General features: G+C 59.5%; 27 protein-coding genes and 1 pseudogene. 18 read left to right on the top strand and 10 right to left on the bottom strand.

Annotation, left to right across the window (positions count from 1 at the left end; genetic code table 11):
* Positions 1 to 5 precede the first annotated feature (5 nt).
* From ACZYHG_RS06270 to ACZYHG_RS06245, 6 genes are all read left to right on the top strand, one after another.
* Positions 6 to 1,142: an acyltransferase family protein gene (locus ACZYHG_RS06270; RefSeq protein ID WP_464613020.1), complete on the top strand. Its 1,137-nt coding sequence runs from the start codon at positions 6 to 8 to the stop codon at positions 1,140 to 1,142.
* 237 nt (positions 1,143 to 1,379) lie between these two features.
* Entirely contained in the window at positions 1,380 to 2,231 is an 852-nt protein-coding gene (locus ACZYHG_RS06265; RefSeq protein ID WP_464613019.1) for a glycoside hydrolase family 108 protein, read from the top strand.
* Positions 2,228 to 2,521 carry a hypothetical protein gene (locus ACZYHG_RS06260; protein ID WP_464613018.1) on the top strand — a complete coding sequence of 98 codons (294 nt, stop codon included), beginning with the start codon at positions 2,228 to 2,230 and terminating at the stop codon, positions 2,519 to 2,521. The genes ACZYHG_RS06265 and ACZYHG_RS06260 overlap by 4 nt, the downstream gene beginning before the upstream one ends.
* A complete protein-coding gene (locus ACZYHG_RS06255; RefSeq protein WP_464613017.1) occupies positions 2,484 to 2,675 on the top strand; it encodes a hypothetical protein in 192 nt (63 codons plus the stop codon). Before ACZYHG_RS06260 ends, ACZYHG_RS06255 begins: the two co-directional genes overlap by 38 nt.
* 16 nt (positions 2,676 to 2,691) lie before the next feature.
* Entirely contained in the window at positions 2,692 to 3,024 is a 333-nt protein-coding gene (locus ACZYHG_RS06250) for a hypothetical protein (RefSeq protein ID WP_464613016.1), read from the top strand.
* On the top strand, positions 3,021 to 3,536 hold the full coding sequence (locus ACZYHG_RS06245) for a hypothetical protein (RefSeq protein WP_464613015.1): 516 nt from the start codon (positions 3,021 to 3,023) through the stop codon (positions 3,534 to 3,536). Before ACZYHG_RS06250 ends, ACZYHG_RS06245 begins: the two co-directional genes overlap by 4 nt.
* Positions 3,537 to 3,636: 100 nt before the next feature.
* Here ACZYHG_RS06245 and ACZYHG_RS06240 read toward each other — a convergent pair whose 3' ends face one another.
* Entirely contained in the window at positions 3,637 to 3,867 is a 231-nt protein-coding gene (locus ACZYHG_RS06240) for a hypothetical protein (RefSeq protein WP_464613014.1), read from the bottom strand.
* Positions 3,868 to 3,952: 85 nt separating this feature from the next.
* Between ACZYHG_RS06240 and ACZYHG_RS06235 the strand changes: the two genes are divergently transcribed.
* The 3 genes from ACZYHG_RS06235 to ACZYHG_RS06225 are packed head-to-tail and all read left to right on the top strand — an operon-like array spanning position 3,953 to position 5,255.
* Positions 3,953 to 4,834 carry an ATP-dependent DNA ligase gene (locus ACZYHG_RS06235; RefSeq protein WP_464613013.1) on the top strand — a complete coding sequence of 294 codons (882 nt, stop codon included), beginning with the start codon at positions 3,953 to 3,955 and terminating at the stop codon, positions 4,832 to 4,834.
* Positions 4,809 to 5,018 (top strand): hypothetical protein, encoded by a 210-nt coding sequence (locus tag ACZYHG_RS06230; protein WP_464613012.1) that lies wholly within the window; start codon positions 4,809 to 4,811, stop codon positions 5,016 to 5,018. The genes ACZYHG_RS06235 and ACZYHG_RS06230 overlap by 26 nt, the downstream gene beginning before the upstream one ends.
* 3 nt (positions 5,019 to 5,021) lie before the next feature.
* Positions 5,022 to 5,255, top strand: a complete 234-nt coding sequence (locus ACZYHG_RS06225) for a hypothetical protein (RefSeq protein ID WP_464613011.1) — start codon at positions 5,022 to 5,024, stop codon at positions 5,253 to 5,255.
* Between the two features lie 16 nt (positions 5,256 to 5,271).
* On the opposite strand, the gene ACZYHG_RS06220 is transcribed toward ACZYHG_RS06225, so the two are convergent.
* Positions 5,272 to 5,448 carry a Flp family type IVb pilin gene (locus tag ACZYHG_RS06220; RefSeq protein WP_464613010.1) on the bottom strand — a complete coding sequence of 59 codons (177 nt, stop codon included), beginning with the start codon at positions 5,446 to 5,448 and terminating at the stop codon, positions 5,272 to 5,274.
* Positions 5,449 to 5,580: 132 nt separating this feature from the next.
* Between ACZYHG_RS06220 and ACZYHG_RS06215 the strand changes: the two genes are divergently transcribed.
* The 4 genes from ACZYHG_RS06215 (at position 5,581) to ACZYHG_RS06200 (ending at position 8,382) form a co-directional block, all read left to right on the top strand.
* Positions 5,581 to 5,802: a DUF768 domain-containing protein gene (locus ACZYHG_RS06215; protein ID WP_464613009.1), complete on the top strand. Its 222-nt coding sequence runs from the start codon at positions 5,581 to 5,583 to the stop codon at positions 5,800 to 5,802.
* A 906-nt stretch (positions 5,803 to 6,708) separates the two neighbouring features.
* Positions 6,709 to 7,002, top strand: coding sequence for a hypothetical protein (locus ACZYHG_RS06210; RefSeq protein ID WP_464613008.1), 294 nt, complete (start codon positions 6,709 to 6,711; stop codon positions 7,000 to 7,002).
* A gap of 713 nt (positions 7,003 to 7,715) precedes the next feature.
* Positions 7,716 to 7,931 (top strand): hypothetical protein, encoded by a 216-nt coding sequence (locus ACZYHG_RS06205; RefSeq protein ID WP_464613007.1) that lies wholly within the window; start codon positions 7,716 to 7,718, stop codon positions 7,929 to 7,931.
* Positions 7,932 to 8,217: 286 nt separating this feature from the next.
* Positions 8,218 to 8,382 (top strand): hypothetical protein, encoded by a 165-nt coding sequence (locus ACZYHG_RS06200; RefSeq protein ID WP_464613006.1) that lies wholly within the window; start codon positions 8,218 to 8,220, stop codon positions 8,380 to 8,382.
* 7 nt (positions 8,383 to 8,389) lie between these two features.
* Here the strand turns inward: ACZYHG_RS06200 and ACZYHG_RS06195 are convergent, their stop codons facing one another.
* From ACZYHG_RS06195 to ACZYHG_RS06185, 3 genes are all read right to left on the bottom strand, one after another.
* Positions 8,390 to 8,773: a hypothetical protein gene (locus ACZYHG_RS06195; protein WP_464613005.1), complete on the bottom strand. Its 384-nt coding sequence runs from the start codon at positions 8,771 to 8,773 to the stop codon at positions 8,390 to 8,392.
* Positions 8,770 to 8,997 (bottom strand): helix-turn-helix domain-containing protein, encoded by a 228-nt coding sequence (locus ACZYHG_RS06190; RefSeq protein ID WP_464613004.1) that lies wholly within the window; start codon positions 8,995 to 8,997, stop codon positions 8,770 to 8,772. Before ACZYHG_RS06190 ends, ACZYHG_RS06195 begins: the two co-directional genes overlap by 4 nt.
* A gap of 63 nt (positions 8,998 to 9,060) precedes the next feature.
* Positions 9,061 to 9,273: a hypothetical protein gene (locus tag ACZYHG_RS06185; protein ID WP_464613003.1), complete on the bottom strand. Its 213-nt coding sequence runs from the start codon at positions 9,271 to 9,273 to the stop codon at positions 9,061 to 9,063.
* Between ACZYHG_RS06185 and ACZYHG_RS06180 the strand changes: the two genes are divergently transcribed.
* A complete protein-coding gene (locus ACZYHG_RS06180; protein ID WP_464613002.1) occupies positions 9,272 to 9,988 on the top strand; it encodes a hypothetical protein in 717 nt (238 codons plus the stop codon). The genes ACZYHG_RS06185 and ACZYHG_RS06180 overlap by 2 nt on opposite strands.
* A gap of 111 nt (positions 9,989 to 10,099) precedes the next feature.
* On the opposite strand, the pseudogene ACZYHG_RS06175 reads toward ACZYHG_RS06180, so the two are convergent.
* Positions 10,100 to 10,357: pseudogene (locus ACZYHG_RS06175) on the bottom strand (magnesium chelatase domain-containing protein); the annotation flags it as partial.
* Between the two features lie 242 nt (positions 10,358 to 10,599).
* A complete protein-coding gene (locus ACZYHG_RS06170) occupies positions 10,600 to 11,796 on the bottom strand; it encodes a glycosyltransferase (protein ID WP_464613001.1) in 1,197 nt (398 codons plus the stop codon).
* A gap of 53 nt (positions 11,797 to 11,849) precedes the next feature.
* On the opposite strand from ACZYHG_RS06170, the gene ACZYHG_RS06165 reads away from it, so the two are divergent.
* Entirely contained in the window at positions 11,850 to 12,923 is a 1,074-nt protein-coding gene (locus ACZYHG_RS06165; RefSeq protein ID WP_464613000.1) for a glycosyltransferase family 2 protein, read from the top strand.
* Between the two features lie 92 nt (positions 12,924 to 13,015).
* Here ACZYHG_RS06165 and gshB read toward each other — a convergent pair whose 3' ends face one another.
* From gshB to ACZYHG_RS06150, 3 genes are all read right to left on the bottom strand, one after another.
* On the bottom strand, positions 13,016 to 13,969 hold the full coding sequence (gene gshB / locus ACZYHG_RS06160) for a glutathione synthase (protein ID WP_464612999.1): 954 nt from the start codon (positions 13,967 to 13,969) through the stop codon (positions 13,016 to 13,018).
* Between the two features lie 130 nt (positions 13,970 to 14,099).
* Positions 14,100 to 14,474 carry a GtrA family protein gene (locus ACZYHG_RS06155; RefSeq protein WP_464612998.1) on the bottom strand — a complete coding sequence of 125 codons (375 nt, stop codon included), beginning with the start codon at positions 14,472 to 14,474 and terminating at the stop codon, positions 14,100 to 14,102.
* Positions 14,475 to 14,477: 3 nt separating this feature from the next.
* Complete coding sequence (locus ACZYHG_RS06150) at positions 14,478 to 15,479, bottom strand: glycosyltransferase (RefSeq protein ID WP_464612997.1); 1,002 nt, start codon at positions 15,477 to 15,479, stop codon at positions 14,478 to 14,480.
* A gap of 162 nt (positions 15,480 to 15,641) precedes the next feature.
* Between ACZYHG_RS06150 and ACZYHG_RS06145 the strand changes: the two genes are divergently transcribed.
* From ACZYHG_RS06145 to ACZYHG_RS06135, 3 genes are all read left to right on the top strand, one after another.
* On the top strand, positions 15,642 to 16,139 hold the full coding sequence (locus tag ACZYHG_RS06145) for a hypothetical protein (protein ID WP_464612996.1): 498 nt from the start codon (positions 15,642 to 15,644) through the stop codon (positions 16,137 to 16,139).
* Positions 16,139 to 17,434, top strand: a complete 1,296-nt coding sequence (locus tag ACZYHG_RS06140) for a GtrA family protein (protein ID WP_464612995.1) — start codon at positions 16,139 to 16,141, stop codon at positions 17,432 to 17,434. Before ACZYHG_RS06145 ends, ACZYHG_RS06140 begins: the two co-directional genes overlap by 1 nt.
* Before the next feature lie 210 nt (positions 17,435 to 17,644).
* On the top strand, positions 17,645 to 18,994 hold the full coding sequence (locus ACZYHG_RS06135) for a putative bifunctional diguanylate cyclase/phosphodiesterase (RefSeq protein ID WP_464612994.1): 1,350 nt from the start codon (positions 17,645 to 17,647) through the stop codon (positions 18,992 to 18,994).
* Position 18,995: the final 1 nt, after the last annotated feature.

Below are 18,995 nucleotides of genomic sequence, written 5' to 3'. Positions count from 1 at the left end.
CAGAAATGGTCTCGAAGACTGAAACCTATCGCAGCAATCCCCTCGATGGTCTTCGAGGCATCGCGTCTGCATCTGTAATTTTTTATCACGCTATCCTTCACAATGAGACGCTGGTAAACACAGTTTTGCTGCCGCCTATACAACAGATGACCACAATTGGGGATATCGCTGCGAAGGTTGTCCTCGCCTTGGTCAACGGAAACAGCGCTGTCATTCTGTTCTATGTGTTGAGCGGATTTGTGCTTAGACTTTCGCTTGAGAGAAGCGACGAACGGCGCGAGTTGCTGCTTGTGAACTTTGTCGTACGCCGGCTGTGCAGGCTATATCCGGCCATGTTCTTCTGCATGGCTGTTTTTTTGGCTTTGGCAGTTTTGTATAAATGGATGGGATGGTCGGGGTTCCCGATGCCGAACACCAGCGATCCCTTGCTCAACGCCTTGCTCATAAAGATAACGTGGCACGGTCCGTCATCCACGATCCAGGCAGAATTTCTGGCGGTGCCGTTCATCCTTATGACATTCTTCATCGGACGAGCTTGGGGCGGCGTGGCGGTGTTAGTCTGCGTAGCTTACTCGTTCTTCGCTTTTGGAAACCCGGCGATGGTGTTGTGGGCACCTAACATGCACAGTTGGCTCTCTCCGTTCATGGTCGGCATGCTTGTAGCGGACAAGCGGCTACAGTCTTTCTTTTCAGGCGTGACCAGTCCGGCGCTCTTGGTGCTTAGTGTCGCATCGATCGTTCTTCGAGCTGTCACGAACATGGAGGGCATTCAGAGTGCTATAGGTCAGGCGGCGTTAAGTGGCGGCTTGGTCGGTGCTGTTTATTATGCCTCGCCGGGGCTGGCGGTGGTTCGCTTGCTGAACTGGGCGCCAATCCTTTTTTTGGGGCGTATCAGCTATAGCCTCTATCTACTCAACGTCATTTGGTTGTTTGTCGCTTGGTCGATAGTTGATCCAACCGGCATATACGCGACTCACCCGCTACTGACCGGTCTTGCGATCGGGACAGTCGTTCTTGTGCTAACGGCGCCTGTAGCAGCATTCTCCGAGCGTATATTCGAGCAGGGCGGTATTTGGCTCGGGCGGAGATTGACCACCCGGAAGCTTGAAATCGCTACCGATCGGCAGCCTCAAGAGGCCTAAACCAACTCGTCCTGCCGCTCGCGAAATGCGTCACGCGGATGAAGTCTCCATCCGTCGGCTCCCGGCCTAGCCCGTCCTTGACCGGTCCCCAGATTTTCACAGCTTCAATGTCGCTGTCGACCTGAACCTCGGCGCGTCACACGGCTTTGCCGTCGCGCATCATTTGGACTGTGTAATTCCCCATCGGCTCGCACTCCGGCGCCGACCATAGCCAAACATCATCTGAAAGGAAAACCCATGGCTGTTTCCCGTGAGAAGGAATCGCTTGCCCGCGTGCTTGCACATGAAGGCGGCTATTCGAACCATCCCGCAGATCCTGGCGGTCCGACGATGAAGGGCGTCACCCAGCGCGTCTATGACGGCTACCGTAAGGGCAAAGGCCTCGCTACCCGCTCGGTGAAGGGCATCACCACCGACGAGCTCAACGCCATCTATGATCACCAGTATTGGGACGCGGTTCAGGGTGACGCGCTGCCGGCCGGCGTCGATTACGTGCTCTTCGACGGCGCGGTGAACTCGGGTCCGGCACGCTCGATCATGTGGCTTCAGCAGGCCTTGCGCCCTGCCTATACCGGCGTAATTGACGGCGTCATGGGCGTTGGCACGCTGGCGGCCCTGAAGGCCGACAAGAACAACGACGCGCTGATCGATCGCATCTGCAACGCCCGCATGGCCTTCCTGAAGCATCTCAGCACCTTCGGCACCTTCGGCAACGGCTGGTCGGCCCGCGTTCGGGAGGTTCGTGCGATCGGCCAGGCATTGGCAACGGGTGAGGTGCCGCAGGCGGCAAACTTTGTCGATGGCGGTCAGGCGAAGGCGTTCGTCGAGGATGCCGACACTGCGCCGTCGACTGCGCCAGCCGACGCGGCGATCGGCGCCGGCATCGGTGGCGGCGGCATCGCCGGCACACTGCAGGATCTCCAGAACCAACTTTCTCCGATGTCTTACGGCAGCGAATTTATTATGCGGGTTGTGCTCGTCCTGGCTGTCATCAGCGCCGTGCTGCTGATGGGTGGCGCCGGCTATCGCTGGTACGTAAACCGCAAGGCCAAGCACCTCGCCGCGGCACTCGGCACGGCGCCGGCATGAGCTTCCTCATCACCCTTCTTGTCGACCGACTTGGCGTCTCGCGCCTGGTCGGCGGCATCATCGGCTGGGCAGTCATCGCCCTGGTTGCCTCGGGCACCGTCTTTGGCGGCTACGAACTCATCAAGCATTGGGGCGCCGACGAACTCCGCGCCAAGATCGAAAAGGACAATCAGGATGCGATACGCAAGGGGATTGAGGCCAGCCGCTCTTTTGACGACTGCACTTCTGCTGGTGGGCTGTGGGACTTCCGGCGTGAACGGTGTTCCAGCCCTGCGGGCGGCGATCGGTAGCAGCCTCGCCGGCGCAAAGGGGAAGACGGTCGAGGATCAGAACAAGATCGACCGGACGATGGCGCCAGGCTGTGCCGTGAAGCTCTACACGGCTGCTGAATGCGACGTGCACACCAAGGCCAGCGCCGCGCGCCGCGCCGAACTGAAATCCTGAAAGAGCGACGGGGCCGATGGCTGAAACAGACCCAAGCGAGTTGCCGCAGCGGTGGCGGGAACTCGACAAGCGCACCATTGAAATGGTCGCACGATGGAATGAGGACGAGCGGGAACGCCTCATTCAAATCAGCCATCTCAGCAAGAAGCAAATGGACCGGCTCGGCCAGTTCCTGAGCCTGCCTGACGACAAATGGGATGCAGGATTCAAGATTGTGACCCGGTCAGTGGTGATTGCCGGCGCCATTCGGCGGGTGCCGAAGTTTGTTCTGGGCCTCGCAGCGGTGCTGGTTGCCGTCAATCAAATCTGGGCCTGGGTCTCGCCTTACCTGCTGAGGGCAATCAAATGACGCTTGGGCAGAGAATTACCCGGTTCGACTGGCGATCGGCGCTCATAGCCTCCCCCTTCGCGATCCTGCTCGCTTGGTTTGTCACGGCGGTCATAGATCGTGAGCCGCCGATCATCTATGACCACGTCGCCGCCTTGAAAGACCATGTCCCCCAAGGTGGATCGATCGAGGTTGAATTTACAGTCTTCCGGCTCCGCATCTGCGATGCGGACGTCAAGCGCTGGCTGATCGATTCGAAAGGGGCGAAACACTCAATCCCCAGCTACACATTCGGGCCTCGACCGCTGGCCGGCCTCGACACTTATCGACGCTCAATCACGATCCCCGATGCCGCCGCGCTTGGGCAGGCCCTTTATCAGGTCCAGCTGAATTATACCTGCAACATAATCCACCGCCTGGGCTGGCCGATTTCGGTGCTCTCGCCCCCGATCCGTTTCACGATCACGCCGAATGAGGGAGTAGTTCCGTTCCCGCTACCGCCTCCGCCGATCAGCCAAGATACGCCCGGGTGATGAAACCAACGCCGCCGCCGCAAGTTGAAATTATGCTGGGTTGATCCCTAGCACTCCAGACCCTGCCCGCTAGCCTCACGGCTGGCGGGCTTTTTTGCTTTTAGGCCAGGCTTTTGATGCTCGGCGCTGGCGGCTTCACCGTCATCTGCAACTGCAATATCTCGATGGTGGCGACGATCGCGACGGACAGTGCCTCGGCCTCGTCCAGCAGGCTTGGACCATAAATGCCGTTCACTGCTTCCTCGCTGGGCAACACCCCCGGCGGGCAATGCTGCTCGATCACGGCTCTGATCATCCGCAACGCTGCTCTGCCCTCGGGATCGTTCTTCATGACCGATTCGAACAGCCTGCCGAGGTAAAAGTTCCGGAACCATTTAAGCGCAAGCTAATTGAATCGCGTTTTCGTGAGTCAGTTCATGCGTTTAGCGTTCGTCGAACCACTGCTGCCGACCCTTGTCGACAAGCCTCCCGAAGGCGACGAATGGATTCACGAGATCAAGTTCGACGGCTACCGATCGCAGATCATCATAGACCACGACGTCCGCATCTTCACGCGCAACGGCCATAACTGGACGCTGAAGTATCGTAATCTGGTTGGCGCGGCGAAACGGCTCGGGGTTGAGAGCGCCATCATCGACGGCGAGATCGTGGTCCTGAACGCGGCCGGCCTGTCCGACTTCGCCGCGCTCCGGAAGGCCATCACACGGCGGGAGCAGGACCTGTATTTCGTCGCCTTTGACCTCCTGTACCTCAACGGCCACGATCTGCGCGACATGGCACTGGAGGACCGCCGCGAGATCCTAGGGGGCATCATCGAACCGGACAACCATATCCAGTTCAGTCAGGCCATGCCCGGCGATGCCAAAGCGATCTTCCGCCTCATCGACGAAGCCGGCATCGAGGGCATGGTTTCAAAGCGGCGCGACAGCAAATATCGCAGCGGCCGGTCGACCAATTGGCTCAAGATCAAGAGCTACGCGATTGACGAATACGAATTGCTTGGCGTCGAGCGGGAGATGGGCAAGCCTGCCTTTGCGCTCATGGCCGACCGCGCCACTGGCAAATATGTCGGATCGGCTTTCATCAACTCAAAAGGTGCCATCCGCGACAGGCTATGGAAACGCGTCCAGGAGCATGCCGGCCCGGCGCCGAAGGGGATGAAGCGGCCGGCGACGCAATGGGTTAAGCCGGGAATCATCGGCCGCGTTAAACACTTGCGGGGAGAGGAAGACTTGCGGCATGCTTCCCTCCAGGATTTTCGGGAGGACGAACGTGCCAATTCAGAGAAGGGCGACTGAGGTCGGCATATTCGACGCGGCCGAACTGGCGCTGCTTGGAAGGGTCTACGACAAGCTCATTTCGGACGATCAGACGCGAGACGCGCGCGAAATGATCGCATCCCGGATTATCGCAAACTACATGGCGGGTGTGGTCGACGAAGACGAACTCGCTTCGCTGTCAAAGCAGCCGTTAGGGCGCTGAACCATGGCCGTGCCTAAGAAGGACCAAGAGCGCGCCGGCTACGCCTGGATGTACGGCGCGCAGGCGCGCAAAGATGGCAAGGAACGCGCTGTGCCGGAGTATTGGGAAGAGTGGCGCGACGCCTGGCTGCAGGGTTTCGACGGCGTTGCGCTGGAGGGTGCAGTCAAGCCCAAGCCGGTCAGCGACCAAATGGAGGTTGAGGTTGACGAGGCGGGAGTGGATCAGCCAACAGAATAGTTCCGGGAAAATGGAGTTACGATCCGGTGCTCGCGACTTTGGTTCCGATTGACGTGAACTTGGCATTGATTGAATTCCCCAACGCCCCGGCGCCGGTTATTATAGCCAACGCGATGAGAGCCGCGATCAGACCATACTCGATCGCGGTCGCTCCTGATTTGTCTTGAATGAACCTCTTGAATATTTTCTTCATATCCAACCTCGCCATAGTCTCTAAGGAACTCCTAATAGACCGCCGTGAGTTGCAGCTGCGTTAACTTTTTTGGTTGTCAATCCATTAAGGCCACGTCGCCCGACCTAAACCAGCGACCGAGCTTAAAGCTCGATGAGCGCACGCGGTATCAACTTCCTTGACCAGTGGATCTGGAACAACGTCCCGGAGACGGCCAAGGCCGATGTCATCTCCATCGACGAACTTACCCATAAGCTCATTGCAGATGCGAAGGCGGTCGGGATCAAGCGCGTTGATATCGATGAGGAAGTCGACAGCCTCTACCGCACAATCCTCGATGCCATCGTGCACTTTGATCCTGGGCTTCCGGAATGAGTCAGCGAGCCGTCCGCTTTTGCATCTTTGGCTGGAGCAAAACGATCTGCTTCATGGCCGCCCCGTCGATGATGCCGAGATCTCCAAGTTCGCAGCCGATCTATTCATTGAAGCTGAAACCGAAGGCATAGAATCGCGATCTCGTTAAGGACTCGGTCATCATTGCGGCGCATCGTTCGGATGGGTCCAAAACAAAGCCCCCTAGGCCCCGGACCCACCCTCGCCTAACGCCCGCTGCCGCTCCCCTCAGGCCGGCAGCGGGCTTTTTATTCCATCTGGACGCAGCGGCGCTCGCGCCAATTATAGGTATGACCAGCCGGACGGGTAAACGTGGCATGCTGCCGGGGCCGGCGAAATGATTTTCTTCCGAACTCCTGCGACAGTCTGTCCGCGTCCTCACCCGAAACCCGCCTGGATATGAAAACGTACAAACTCGAACGATCAAAGAGTTTGAGCCGGATGAATTGGACTTTTAGGCGCCTGATTGATGCGGGCATGGGAATAACGGCGCATTGCGCGCGTTGTGGCCACACAGTGAAGCTTGACCTCGTTCAATGGCGCGACACGCACGGTGCAGACGCGTCCGCTATGGCGTCTGACCTTTCGCCGAAAGTTCGCTGTCCAAATTGCAAAGGCAGGACGATAGGGTTCAGCTACAACCCGCAAGGAACCAGCTAGGGCGCGGACTCTACCGCTGAGTGGCCCGCCACCGTGAGGCAGCGGGCCACCTGATCAAGTGTCGGAAGGGCAATTGATCAGAATGACCGTGGCAAAGCTGCCCGTTCTCCTATTGTACGACCTCTCGTGGTCGAAACTCGCGTAATATCGCCCTTCGCCAGAGGAACGTTTTCGTGAATGGCCCGTTTTTGAGTTGATCGTTCCAATGACGGTCAGGAGGATACCCAAATGAACATCAAGAAGCTCTGCATGGGCGCCATGGCGCTTTCGATGATCACCGGTGCTGCACTCGCCGGCAGCACCACCGGAACGTCCGCACTCGACGATCCGGCCAAAATGTCGCCATTCTTCACCGATGCCGGCATGAAAACAATGAAGTCCGAAAAGGAAATCAAAGCAGCCTGGATGGCGATGAAGGAAGAAGACCGCGCAGGCATGATGAAGGAATGCGGCGACGAGGCCATTGCGAAGGCGCATGACAATTTCTGCAAGATGACCAAGCAGCTCGGCGGCGCAAACTGATAATGCGCACCATCAGTCGCTAACAACGCCCGCTGCCTCACGGTGGCGGGCTCTTTTAGCCGGAACTTTGCAGGTCTTGGCAAGTTGCCGAAGCAAGCGGCGGTGCCTCTCCAGGCTGGTCGCTGTGCAAGGTGCGGATCTTGGCCGGCCGGCAGAAAGCGCGTCGATCCAGACGGAACGGTCCTGTGGTAGAATACCCAGCGGAGTTCTTTACAGGGGCCAGATCCGTGATGCCGGCTCCACTGAAAACAGTGAGGGAAACAAGGTCGCCAGCGGCCATTCCCCTATGACTAGGTATCGATCGATCGTTTACCGATTGTTGACCATATTAGGGCACGCTCATAAAACGGACATGCCAAGTTGCTCGTACATGCCACAGAAGGGCCTCAGCGCACTCACCCCGCGCTGGGGCCTTTTTAGTTTGCCCCCACGGCTGGGTCAGCCCGTCATACCGGTGGTATCTCAGACCATCCGTATAGTCCGACCCATATAGCCGTCCCGATCAACGCGACGATGACGGCATATTCCAGAATGGTTCGAAAGGGGAGCATGCCCCCTTTTTACGCTTCCAACATTAGGTCTTGCTAATCAAAAAAAGTGCCTGCCTGTCACAGACAGGGATGAATCTGTTCATTGGGTTTTTCACCAGATAATCGCCTTCCAAATATCTGGTCGACTGTGGTGCTCGGGTTCATCTGTCCTGAGGCAGAACCGTGATTGGCGGCCAGACAGCGCCGTTTGACTTCGCCGCCCACTATCAAAGGGAGCCTGTCGGTCGGATTATGAAGGAGACCGCCGGCAAGCTTGAGAACAAGTGGTCTTGGTATCAGGGCTCATCGAGCGGGCAGGTGGACACCAAAGATGAAGCGGTGTTGGGGGTTGAGCGCGCATATACCCGCATCGTCGTCAAAGCCGATTATCCGAAATGAGCGCGCCCAGACAGCGCCTCCGCGACCACTACCGGGCTACACGTGTCTTGCATGATGTGCTGTTGAAAGCCGTACGGGATGTGACCGGCAAGGAAGTCGGGTTCATCCGGTGGAACCCCACAGGACCGGTGCGACCGCCTGCGGCACCTTGACGGAACATTAGCGATCTCTAAAAGTTTGTGCTGCGGCAGGGGATGTCTCAGCAACACCCCTGCCGAAGATCGGCCCTCCGATCGGCCCGCGCTTGCCCGCAAGCGGCGCGGGCTTTTGGTGACCTGGAGAAGAGATGACCGACGAGCCGGAAACGACCTACGTCGTGAGCGTCTACGAGGCGCCGCATTGGCGCACAGTGCTTACCACCAAGGATAAGGCCAAAGCACTCGCCTGGGCGCGAGAGATCGGCGACAAGGTGCGGATCGAGGAGATCACGCCGAAACCAAAGGAGCGCTGAGAGGCGCTTAGTCCTGCTGGCACACACCGGAGGTGATATCGACGTTAGCGTCGATTGAGGCGAAGCTCATGAGCATTTTCAGAGCCCCCGTGACCTTGTTGATCATTATGACTTGGGCCATCAAGTCGCTGTCCTTGCCATAGGTGAACACTCCGATGAGGCCAAGTTTGTCATTTTTGACAACTTGGAATGCTGGAAGTGCTGCTTCTACTCCCCACGCCTTGAAAAGCTTTTCGCCCGCCATGTCCGTGATCTGATCGCCCCGGACACCGAACTTCTGGATCTCGGGCATCCCAGAGGTAGTTGATCTAGTCGAACAGACCCAATCATCAGCAAAGCCGAAAGCTGGTATCATGGCCGTGACCAGTGCAGCAGTCACGACCATCTTCATTTCCGCAACCTCACCCCGGCGCCGCCGCCATTCTCGGGGATGAGCTCCACGCCGGCTGTCTCGAACGCACGCTGAAGCACGTCAAGTGTCGCATTCTGCGGCGTCGAACGCCCCCCCTCGAAATTGCGAATAGTCGCGTTGCCAATTTTCGCAGCGTCGGCGGCATTCTGCTGGGACCAGTTGAGAAGGGCACGAGCAGCGCGGCACTGAGCGGGGGTCATCATTCTTCTCCAATAGCCCCTATTAGCGATAAACGCTAGCCATATCGAATAACGCTTGCGCTTTAGTTAATAGCGTATATGGTTATCCATAGCGAAAATCGCTAACACCTTATGGAGAACAATCATGCCGAACACACCTGTTCGGGCAGCCGCCGAAGGCATGCCCAGTTGTCCCCAGGAAACACGTTTGAAGGCCTTCTTTCGTAAACTGCCGGTGCGTTGGTCTGCTCGGGCTAGCTCAAAACCAGCAGTGTCAAATTCCGCATCGGAGACTTTCATGAACCAGCATGTTGATCGTCGTGCACTTCTTTCTTCATCAGGGGTTGCAGCAGCCGCACTAGCTACCGCCGCTGCAACTCAGGAGACGCGGGCAGGGGACGCGGGGGGCGCTGGTGTGTCGCGTGATTTGGAAGGCCTGATCGAGGCGAGGCACGTTGCCTATGAAACTTTCAACGACGCGTTGGGTACAAGCTATAAAATGGAGGAAGCCTATTTCGCGCAGCATAAGAAAGAGCTTTTCGTGGAACTATCGATCGGCGGCGCTCAGTCGTTCCGGCCCGATTTCGAACGCGATATCCTCCACCATGATGTACGCGCCGATATCATTCGCCGCTATGACGAGCAGCGCCGGAAGCTGGCGGCCATCGAAAAACTTGATCCGGCGGTTGCTGCTAGCGCAATGGCGGTGTTGCGGGCGGGGCAGGCAAAGGACCTTCGCACGTTCCGGCAAGTACTACGCGATGAAATCGCGCGCCGCGTGGCATTTGGGCTCTGGCAGGCTACGGAGGCGGTGGCTGAGGGGTCGGCGGCCGATTTTGACACGTTCACGGCTCTATGCGCTTACCGTTGTACAAACATGACGGAACTCGCTCGAAAGGCTGAGGTCATTGCTCATTTTACAGGGACGCAATTCGCCGAGATCCGAGCGGGTGACTTCCAGGAATTACTCGCCTCGATGATGCCAGAAACGGGTGAAAAAGGCGGCGCTGCGTAAGCGCGCATCAGCACACAGCAACTTATTGGCCCGCTGCCTCACGGTGGCGGGCTTTCGTTTTGGTGAGTTTGATGTGAGTTGCCGGTGCGCTAATCCAGCAAAGCCATAAGGCCCAAGCCGCAGCGGCACGTAGTGGCTGCCTTCCTTGGGCAGGTCGGCGGGCGCCAGATTGACGGTGACCTTCTTCGACGGCATCGACAGGCCGGACGCGTGGAGCGCTGCCTGAACGCGCTCGCGGCTTTCGGCCACCGCCTTGTCGGCCAGGCCGACAATATGCATGTTGACCTTGCCGGGCGCGATCATCACCTGCACGTCGACCGGCACGGCCTCGATGCCCTGGAAAGCGACCGTGCGAACCCGCGCCACCATTTCTTGCCCCCGGGCCACAACCCACGCGATTGGCCAGGAATGGCCACCCGTGAAGACAATCACAATTCCTTGATCAAATCAAGAACATTACCGGAACATGCGACCGCCTAAGTTGCAGCTCGATTGAGGTCGGTTGCAAAAACGGAACATGGTTAAGACAAAATGAAAACGGCTGCTTCCGCTTGCTCTCGACCGCGTCAGGAGGGCGACCCGTTCCTCCGGCAATCCGAGGCTGTCGCCGTCTAAGCGGTTATGAAGGCATCGACCGAACCTGAAAGGGATCGATCGATTGCGATCTGGGGTGGAAGCCACTCCATGACAGGATATCGGAAAGGCCAAGGCATGGCGATCCGGTGCAAGGAGCCGCTTTCCAGAAAAATCTCATTTACAAGATCTATGAACCGCCCGCGGTCTCGTTCAACTCGTTTCAAAGTTTGCGAACGAATGTAAGCCCGGGGAATTCGTCGCTCCTTCAGCGCTAAGACGGCCTCCGCGATGGATCGAGGATCGGGTGAAACTGTAAGCGAATAATCGTCATCCAGATAAAGGTCTCGGCCACCATGGTTCGGCGTCGTGACCACGGGAAGCCCCGCGAGAAGATATTCTGTGCTGGCGAACATTGGTCCCTCCACTTCAGAGAGACAAATTCCCACGGCTGCACGATTTAGATGCGTGTTCACGTGAGCCGGTGCCAATCGGACAGGCTTGCCCGTGCCGTCAAACTCGTTGATAAAGACGTGATGCGGCGCGAGTTCCCTGTGCCGATCTATTATTGCTCTCTCCGATTCCTTCGTAGAGGACTCGCTTGAATCTCGATAAAAGATAAATGCGCAACGCGGTATGCCAAGAGACAAGTCATGGCGCTTCCACGGAGCCAGTTGCGCATTGTAGATTGCATCGAATTCTACAGGGACGTCATCGAGAGGCCTGAATATGTATTCGGAGGTTACTGAAGTCTTGTTGTGCAGGACGGCGGCCTCGCCGGACTGATTCAACAGATCAGCCTCGGCTTGCGTGTTGGACAGGAAGATTAGCGAGTGACGGGGATTCCGAAGTCTATGCAGAACGGCATAGGTCCTGATGGTTTTGACGCTGGAACTGTTTTCGATGGACCAGGTTGGCGAGATGAGAAACCAGGCCCGGTGGCTGCGTGGAAGGAAAGGCATATGACTTGCTAATCCGAGGGGAGTACCGGACATTCCCGAATAGGATATGAACGGATCGTGCGACAGCAAACTTGCCTGAAGAGCAGGTTGCGATTTCGCGGAAGGGTGCCCTTTTCTGAGGTTGCGGCCATGACGCAGCATGGCTCTGACAATCTCGAATCTGGTAGGAGGGCGATACCCGTGCTTTAGAGTCAACATGCGGCAATTGCGATCATAAGTACGGAAGAAAACTCGCTTCGGCAGAGAGAAATTTGGCAAAGAAAGCATCGCCATTTGATCGACGGGATATCTCAGGCGATCAAATTTGGTGTACGGAGAAGCACCTCTTGAAAGAAAACATCCTCCCAAGCGGGGCTGGCTCTCACATCGCGCTACCAACCGTATCCGTTTGCGTAGGCTGTTTCAATCAAGAGGCATTCATCGACACAGCGATCCGATCCGTAGCGGCGCAGACGTACACTGCGTTCGAGTGCGTTGTGGTCGATGATTTTTCGACCGACGGTTCCCGCCGAAGGATTGAAGAGTGTCTGTCTCAGCTTGGCGACAGCCGTTTCCGCTTTCTGCCCCGGCCGCAAAATGGCGGGCAGTTGGCAACAATGATGACCGGGCTTGACGCGACAGCCGGACCTCTGATCTCCTTTCTTGACGGTGACGATGCTTGGCATCCTGACTTCATAGAATGCCATGCGAGAGCGCATTTCAGCCACACCCGTATCGCGGCGATGTCGAGCTCCGATGAGGTGTTGATCGATGCGGCCGGCAACCTGCTTGCGGGCGGTCATCCCGTGTTCCACCTGAATGACCCGCGATCGATTCCGAAAATGAGCGGCTACCTGCATGTCGATGCGGAAGCTGACCCAACATTGTTATTTATTGATCGGGGTACCGTGGGTTGGTTTTGGTCAACCACATCGGGGATGATGTTTCGTCGAGCTCCGCTTGAAATCATGCGTCCATCTGATCCGGGCGAAATAAGGATATGTGCCGATGATTATATGGCTCGTGCCGCCCATATGATCGGGGGAACCGTAAGGATTGGGCGGGCTCTTGGCAGTTATCGGCTTCACGGCGGCAATGGCTGGGCGGACGGGCGCGTCCTGGGTGCCGGAGTTGGCCTCGGCAGGATGTCGCCCGATACCGAAATGGCGATACGGCGGGCACTGGCCAATCGTTGGTGCGAAGTGGCGCCGGGACTGGAGCATTTGATCTCCCGCCACTCAATGCGCAGGACCTTGGTCGACCTGATCGGACATTCCGCGGCTTTTGCACTGCTGGAAAAGAACTCCGATGCGGGTTTTCTGCTGAAAGACTGGGCAACACCACAGCGAAAATTGCAGACCAGACTTATCGGCCTCCTTCCTCCGAAACTGAGGCCTCGGCGCTTCCGGGACAGAGTTTGATGTGATGAGCCGCTTGCTCAGCGGTCTTACTCGATAAAGAGTATCTTTCGATGCTTCTCTGGACCCACCAAAGTCCTCCGTAACAAAGCACATTACGCGGCCGACTTCCGCCGCTTTTCCTCCACGCAATCCCAGAACAAGCTGGCGATGTCGGCGCCGCCGAAACGGGCGACTTCGCGCACGCCGGTCGGCGAGGTCACGTTGATCTCGGTCATGTAGTCGCCGATGACGTCGATGCCGACCAGGATGAAGCCGCGTTCTTTCAGCGCCGGTCCGATGCGGGCGCAGATCTCGCGCTCGCGCTCCGTCAGCTCGGTCTTCTCGGCGCGGCCGCCGACATGCATGTTGGAGCGGGAATCGTGCTCGGCCGGCACGCGGTTGATGGCGCCGACCGGCTCGCCGTCGATCAGGATGATGCGCTTGTCGCCCTTGCGCACGTCCTTGAGGTAACGCTGCACGATATAGGGCTCGCGGAACATCTGGCCGAACATTTCGAGCAGCGAGGCAAGGTTGCGGTCGGCCTCGTGCAAATGGAAGATGCCGGCGCCGCCATTGCCGTAGAGCGGCTTGACGATGATGTCGCCGAACTCCTTGCGGAAGGCGGCGACCTCGAGCGGATCCTTGGTGATCAGCGTGTCCGGCATCAAATCGGCAAATTCAGTGACGAAGATTTTTTCCGGGCTGTTGCGCACCCACGCCGGGTCGTTGACGACCAGTGTTTTCGGGTGGATGCGCTCGAGGATGTGGGTGGTGGTGATGTAGTTCATGTCGAAGGGCGGATCCTGGCGCAGCAGGATCACGTCCATCTCCGACAGGTCGGTGCGCACCTTGTCGCCCAGCGAATAATGGTTGCCCTTCTCGTCGCGCACCTGCATTTCCTCGATGCGGGCAAACACCTTGCCGTCGCGCAGCGACAGCCGGTCGGGCGTGTAGTGGAACAGTTGATGGCCGCGTCGTTGCGCTTCCAGCGACAGCGCGAACGAGGTGTCGCCAGCGATCGACACGGTGGAGATATGGTCCATCTGGACGGCGATTTTCAGCTTCATGGCAAGTCCCCAGCGCAGTCGACGAGAGCGATATAAGGGTCCCGGCGCCTTCTGCCAATCGGGCCAGAGGCCTTTCCTTCTATGCATGTCGTTGCCCCAAAACCGGGAAGCCACTTTTGGGAGACATGCATTAACGGTCGAAGACCAGCCTGGAGTAACCGAGGAAGGAAAGCGTCATGGCGACCAGCGAGGCGACGGCAAGGGCGGCCAGCGGTGGAGCTGCAGGCAGTGCGAACAGGATGGCGCAATAGACGAGATAGTTGACGACGCTGGTGGCGATGCCGACGCCGCCATAGCGGGCGCCTTCCTGTGCTAGGCCACGGCGCGAGGGTGCGAACGTCAGATGCCGGTTGATCTGCCAGGTGACGCAGAGCGCAAAGCCGATCGAAAGCAGGCGGGCGACGAACGGACCCAGCGGCGTGACGGCCAGCAGCAGCCAGAGTGCGGCCGCGTCCGTGACGAAGCCAATGCCGCCGGCGAAGACAAAGCGGACGAGCCGTTGCATCGTTCAGGCCGCGCGCGGGGTCTTGCCCGGCTGCGGCTTTTGCACCACTTCGCCAGTACGCCGCTCGACTCGGCCCGAAGGCATGGAGAGGTAAAAGATACGCTTCTGTTCGGCGCGGCCACGCGAGACGGAATCGAGGATGAGCCCGGTCACCGCCGCCAGCATCGACAAGAGCAGCAGGCCGACTGACAGCACCCAGGTCGGCATGCGCGGCACGAGCCCGGTTTCGGCGAACTCGACCAGCACCGGCGCCATCAGCAACAGGCTGGAGGTCAGGAAAAACAGCGAAAAGGCACCGAAGAAGCGCAGCGGCTGCGTCTCCTTCATCAGCATGGCGAACATCCAGAGGATTTTCGCGCCGTCGCGGAAGGTCGACAGTTTCGACGACGAGCCTTCCGGCCGGCGGCCATAGTCGAGCGCGATTTCGCTGACCGGCAATTTGAGTTGCGAGGCGTGCACCGACATTTCGGTCTCGATCTCGAAGCCGCCGGAGACGGCGGGAAAGCTCTTCACGAAGCGCCGGGTGAAGACACGGTAGCCGGAGAAGATGTCGGTGAAATCGCTGCCGAACAGCCATTTGTAGAGGCTGTTGAAGATGCGGTTGCCGAAAGCATGGCCGGCCCGGCCGGCGTCATCGGTAACGCCGCGTCTGGTGCCCACCACCATGTCGGAGCGTTCGGTCACAAGCGTGTTGATCAGCTGCGGCGCGTCCTCGGGCGCATAGGTGCCATCGCCATCGGCCATCAGATAGATGTCGGCGTCGATGTCGGCGAACATGCGCCGCACCACATTGCCCTTGCCCTGGCGCGGCTCGCGAACCACGATGGCGCCAGCCGCCCGGGCGCGTAGCGCGGTCAGATCCTTCGAATTGTTGTCATAGACATAGATGGTTGCCGCCGGTAGCGTCTCGCGGAACCGTCGCACCACCTCGGCGATGGTCAGCTCCTCATTGTAGCAAGGCAAAAGCACGGCGATGACGGGTTCATGTCTGATGTCTTGCGGCATTTTCGTCTCCGAATGCCTTGTCGACCACAGGTCGCACGCCGGAAACCGGCCCCGTTCAGGCGGTTTTACTATTTATTGAAGCCGTTAAGGCTAGGTTTAGAACGACTTCATGAATGCCGATTGACCTGAAAAGGTCCGGCATTCCCGCCAAGGGCGATCGGGATGGGCACAGCAAGGGGAACTTCCACAGGGAAGTCCGATATCGCGTTCGCGTTGCTTGCCGCCTTGCTGCTGCTGGCGCTCAATGCTCATGCCGGGTTCCCGCAACTGGTCAATCCGGCTGGTGACAATGACAGCCTGCTGCAACTGGTCCAGGTCCGCGACCTCCTGGCCGGCCAGGGCTGGTTCGACCTGCACCAGTATCGGATGGGGCTGGAGGGCGGCTTCATCATGCACTGGTCGCGGCTGCTCGACGCGCCGCTGGCGTTGAGCATCCTTGCCGCATCGGCCCTGACGGGCAGCACCGCGCTGGCCGAACAGATAGTGCAGATACTCTGGCCTGCCCTGCAATTCTGGCTTGCGATCTTTTTCATCATCCGCGCCGCGCGCGCATTCGCCGGCGCGCATGCCGTGCTGCCCGCTGCCGTTGTTGGCAGCGCGGCCCTGTATTACATCGGGATTTTCTCCCCGGTGCGCTCGATCATCACAATATCCAGCTGATGCTGACGCTGGCGAGCCTCGTTCTGTTGCTGGAGGCGCCCACGCACCGGTGGGCTGCCTTTGTCGCGGGCATCTGCGCCACGCTGACGCTCGCGATCGGCATGGAAAGCTCTCCTTATGCGGGCGCCCTCGGCGCCGTCGTTGCCTTGCTGTTTCTCGGCAATGGGGACAGCGAAAGGCTGATCGCCAAGGGTTTCGGCCTCGGCGTCGCCGGCGTTTCGGCTGTCGTCTTCGTCGCCACCGTCCCGGTGTCATCCTGGGGCCAGGCCCAGTGCGACACATTCTCGGTCGTGCAGTTCGCCGTCACCGGGCTGGCCGGCGTCGGACTGGCAATCATCACTTCATGGAAAGCCGCCAACGCAACGACCACCCGGCGCGTGATCTCGCTCGGCGCGCTTGCCGCAGCCCTCGCTCTCGTCGTTGTGCTGCTGTTCCCGCAATGCCTGGCGGCGCCCTATGCCCATCTCGACCCGCGCCTGCAGCAGATGTGGCTCGGCTATATCGAGGAGGCGCAGTCGATTGTCCAGCTTGTCTCCGACGATCCGGCAAGAGCGGTGGCGCGCTTTGCCACGCCATTGGTGGCGATCATCCTGATGGGGCTTCGCTTCAGCCATGGCGGCTGGCGGCGGCAGGACAGCCTCGTCGGCGCGCTGCTGGTGGTGGCGGTCCTGGTCAGCGCCTGGGAAGTGCGCGGCTCGACCTTCTCGATCGCCTTTGCGGTGATCCCGCTTTCGGCCTGGATCGCCAAATGGCGGCAGCGGGCCGAGACCAGCCCGTCCAGCGGCTCGGTGCTGAGGATGGCCGCGGCCTGGCTGATTTCGGTCAATGCAATCTGGTCGGGTGCCGCTCAAGCCGCATCGAATGCCTTCGAGACCGGTGCCCCCGCCAGCGATGCCGGCATCGATGCCCCCTGCAACAGCAAAGCGTCGTTCACCGCACTGGCCGGTACGGCCCCCACCACGGTCCTTGCCATCTCCAATCTTGGCTCGCCGATCCTCGCCTTCACCGGTCATCGCGTGTTCGCCGGACCCTACCATCGCAACGTCGCCGGAAACCTGCTCGTGTTCGATGCCTTGCTGGGTTCGGACAGCGACGCGAAAGCCATTGTCGAAAGCCACCATGTCGGCCTTGTCGCGCTCTGCCGCGGCAACCCGGAAAGCCGGCTGTTCGCGGCCAAGGCACCGGACGGCTTCCTCGCCGGGCTGATGCGCGGCAACGTGCCGGACTGGCTGGAGCCGGTGGCGGAGACCCTCGGCGCCCCGCTCGAGCTCTATCACGTCAAGTCCAGCGGCTGAATATCGGCGTAAGACAAAGGCTTGATGCAGGTTTTCGGCGGGCATCCCCAGAGCATCTGACGTCAACCGGGCCCAGCCTTTTCAGCAAACCGGATACCATTCTTCGGGATCATGATTTAGCCGCGAAAAATCGATTTTCGGGATACGTTTCCTAAAGGGTTTGCTGCCAGTCTCGGAAATAAATTCCGACGTCAAAAAACAGGGACACCGATGCAAACTTCGTTTGGCACCGGTCAGGCAAACAGGGAGAGCACGGATCTGGCGTTTACAGATCCGTTGACCGGGCTTGGCAACCATCGCCGCTTCTTCGACAAGGTCGACCGCCTGATCAGCGATCGTGCCGACGATCCCGCGCCTTTTACCGTCGGCATTCTCGACCTCGACGGCTTCAAGCCGATCAACGATCTGTTCGGCCACAAGGCCGGCGACGATATCCTGATCCAGGTCGCGATGCGGCTGCGCGCCTCGATGGACGGCCATTCGACGGTCTGCCGCATCGGCGCGGACGAATTCGCCTTCCTCTATCCGCTGGTGTTCTCGGAGGAGGCGGCGGCGGAAAAATCCCGCATGCTGATCGAGATCCTGTCGGCGCCTTACGATGTCGGCGAGCGCACCGCCAGGCTGTCGGCCTCGGTCGGCTGCTCGCTGTTCTATTCCGGCGACGAGACCACCGAGATCCTCGTCAACAAGGCAGAGACGGCGCTCTACCACGCCAAGCGTTCCGGCCGGGGCCGGGTCGTCGTCTATACACGCGAGATGGAAGAGGCGGCCAAGCGCGTCACCCGTATCGAGCAGGCACTGCGCCGCGCCGTCTCGGCCGGCGAGGTGGAACCGCATTTCCAGCCGATCGTCGACCTCACCACGCGCCGCACCATCGGCTTCGAGACGCTGGCGCGCTGGACCGATCGCGACCTCGGCGCCGTGCCGCCCACCGTCTTCATTCCGATCGCCGAGGAGCGCGGCATCATCGGCCCGCTGTCGCAGCTGGTGCTGCGCAAGGCGACCGAGGCGGCCCGAAGCTGGCCGAAGGACCTGTTCTTGTCCTTCAACCTGTCGCCCTCGCAACTCGTCGACCAGAACACCGGCCTGCACATACTGGCGATCCTCGACCGCACCGGCTTTGATCCGCGCCGCCTCGAGATCGAGATCACCGAAACCGGCCTGATGAACGACCCGGCCTCGGCCGCGCAGATCGTCGAGGACCTGCGCCGCGTCGGCATCCGCGTCTCGCTCGACGATTTCGGCACCGGCCAGTCCTCGCTCGGGCGCCTGCGCGAATTCCATTTCGACAAGCTCAAGATCGACCGCGCCTTCGTCTCCTCCATTCTCGATGACCGTCCGTCCGAACACATCATCCGCGCCATCCTTGCCATGTGCGAGGGGTTGGGCATGGATGTGGTCGCCGAAGGCATCGAAGAGGAGGCGCAGGCCGACCGCCTCGTCCAGTTCGGCTGCGCCGGCGGGCAGGGTTATCTGTTCGGCAAGCCGGTCGATGCCGACGCCACGCTCGGCTATCTCCGCGATACCTTCCGGGGTGCCTTGCGCGCCAAGGCGATCTGAC

It is taken from the genome of Mesorhizobium subarcticum (assembly GCF_055456085.1).
This window is presented reverse-complemented; position numbering and strand designations above follow the sequence as displayed.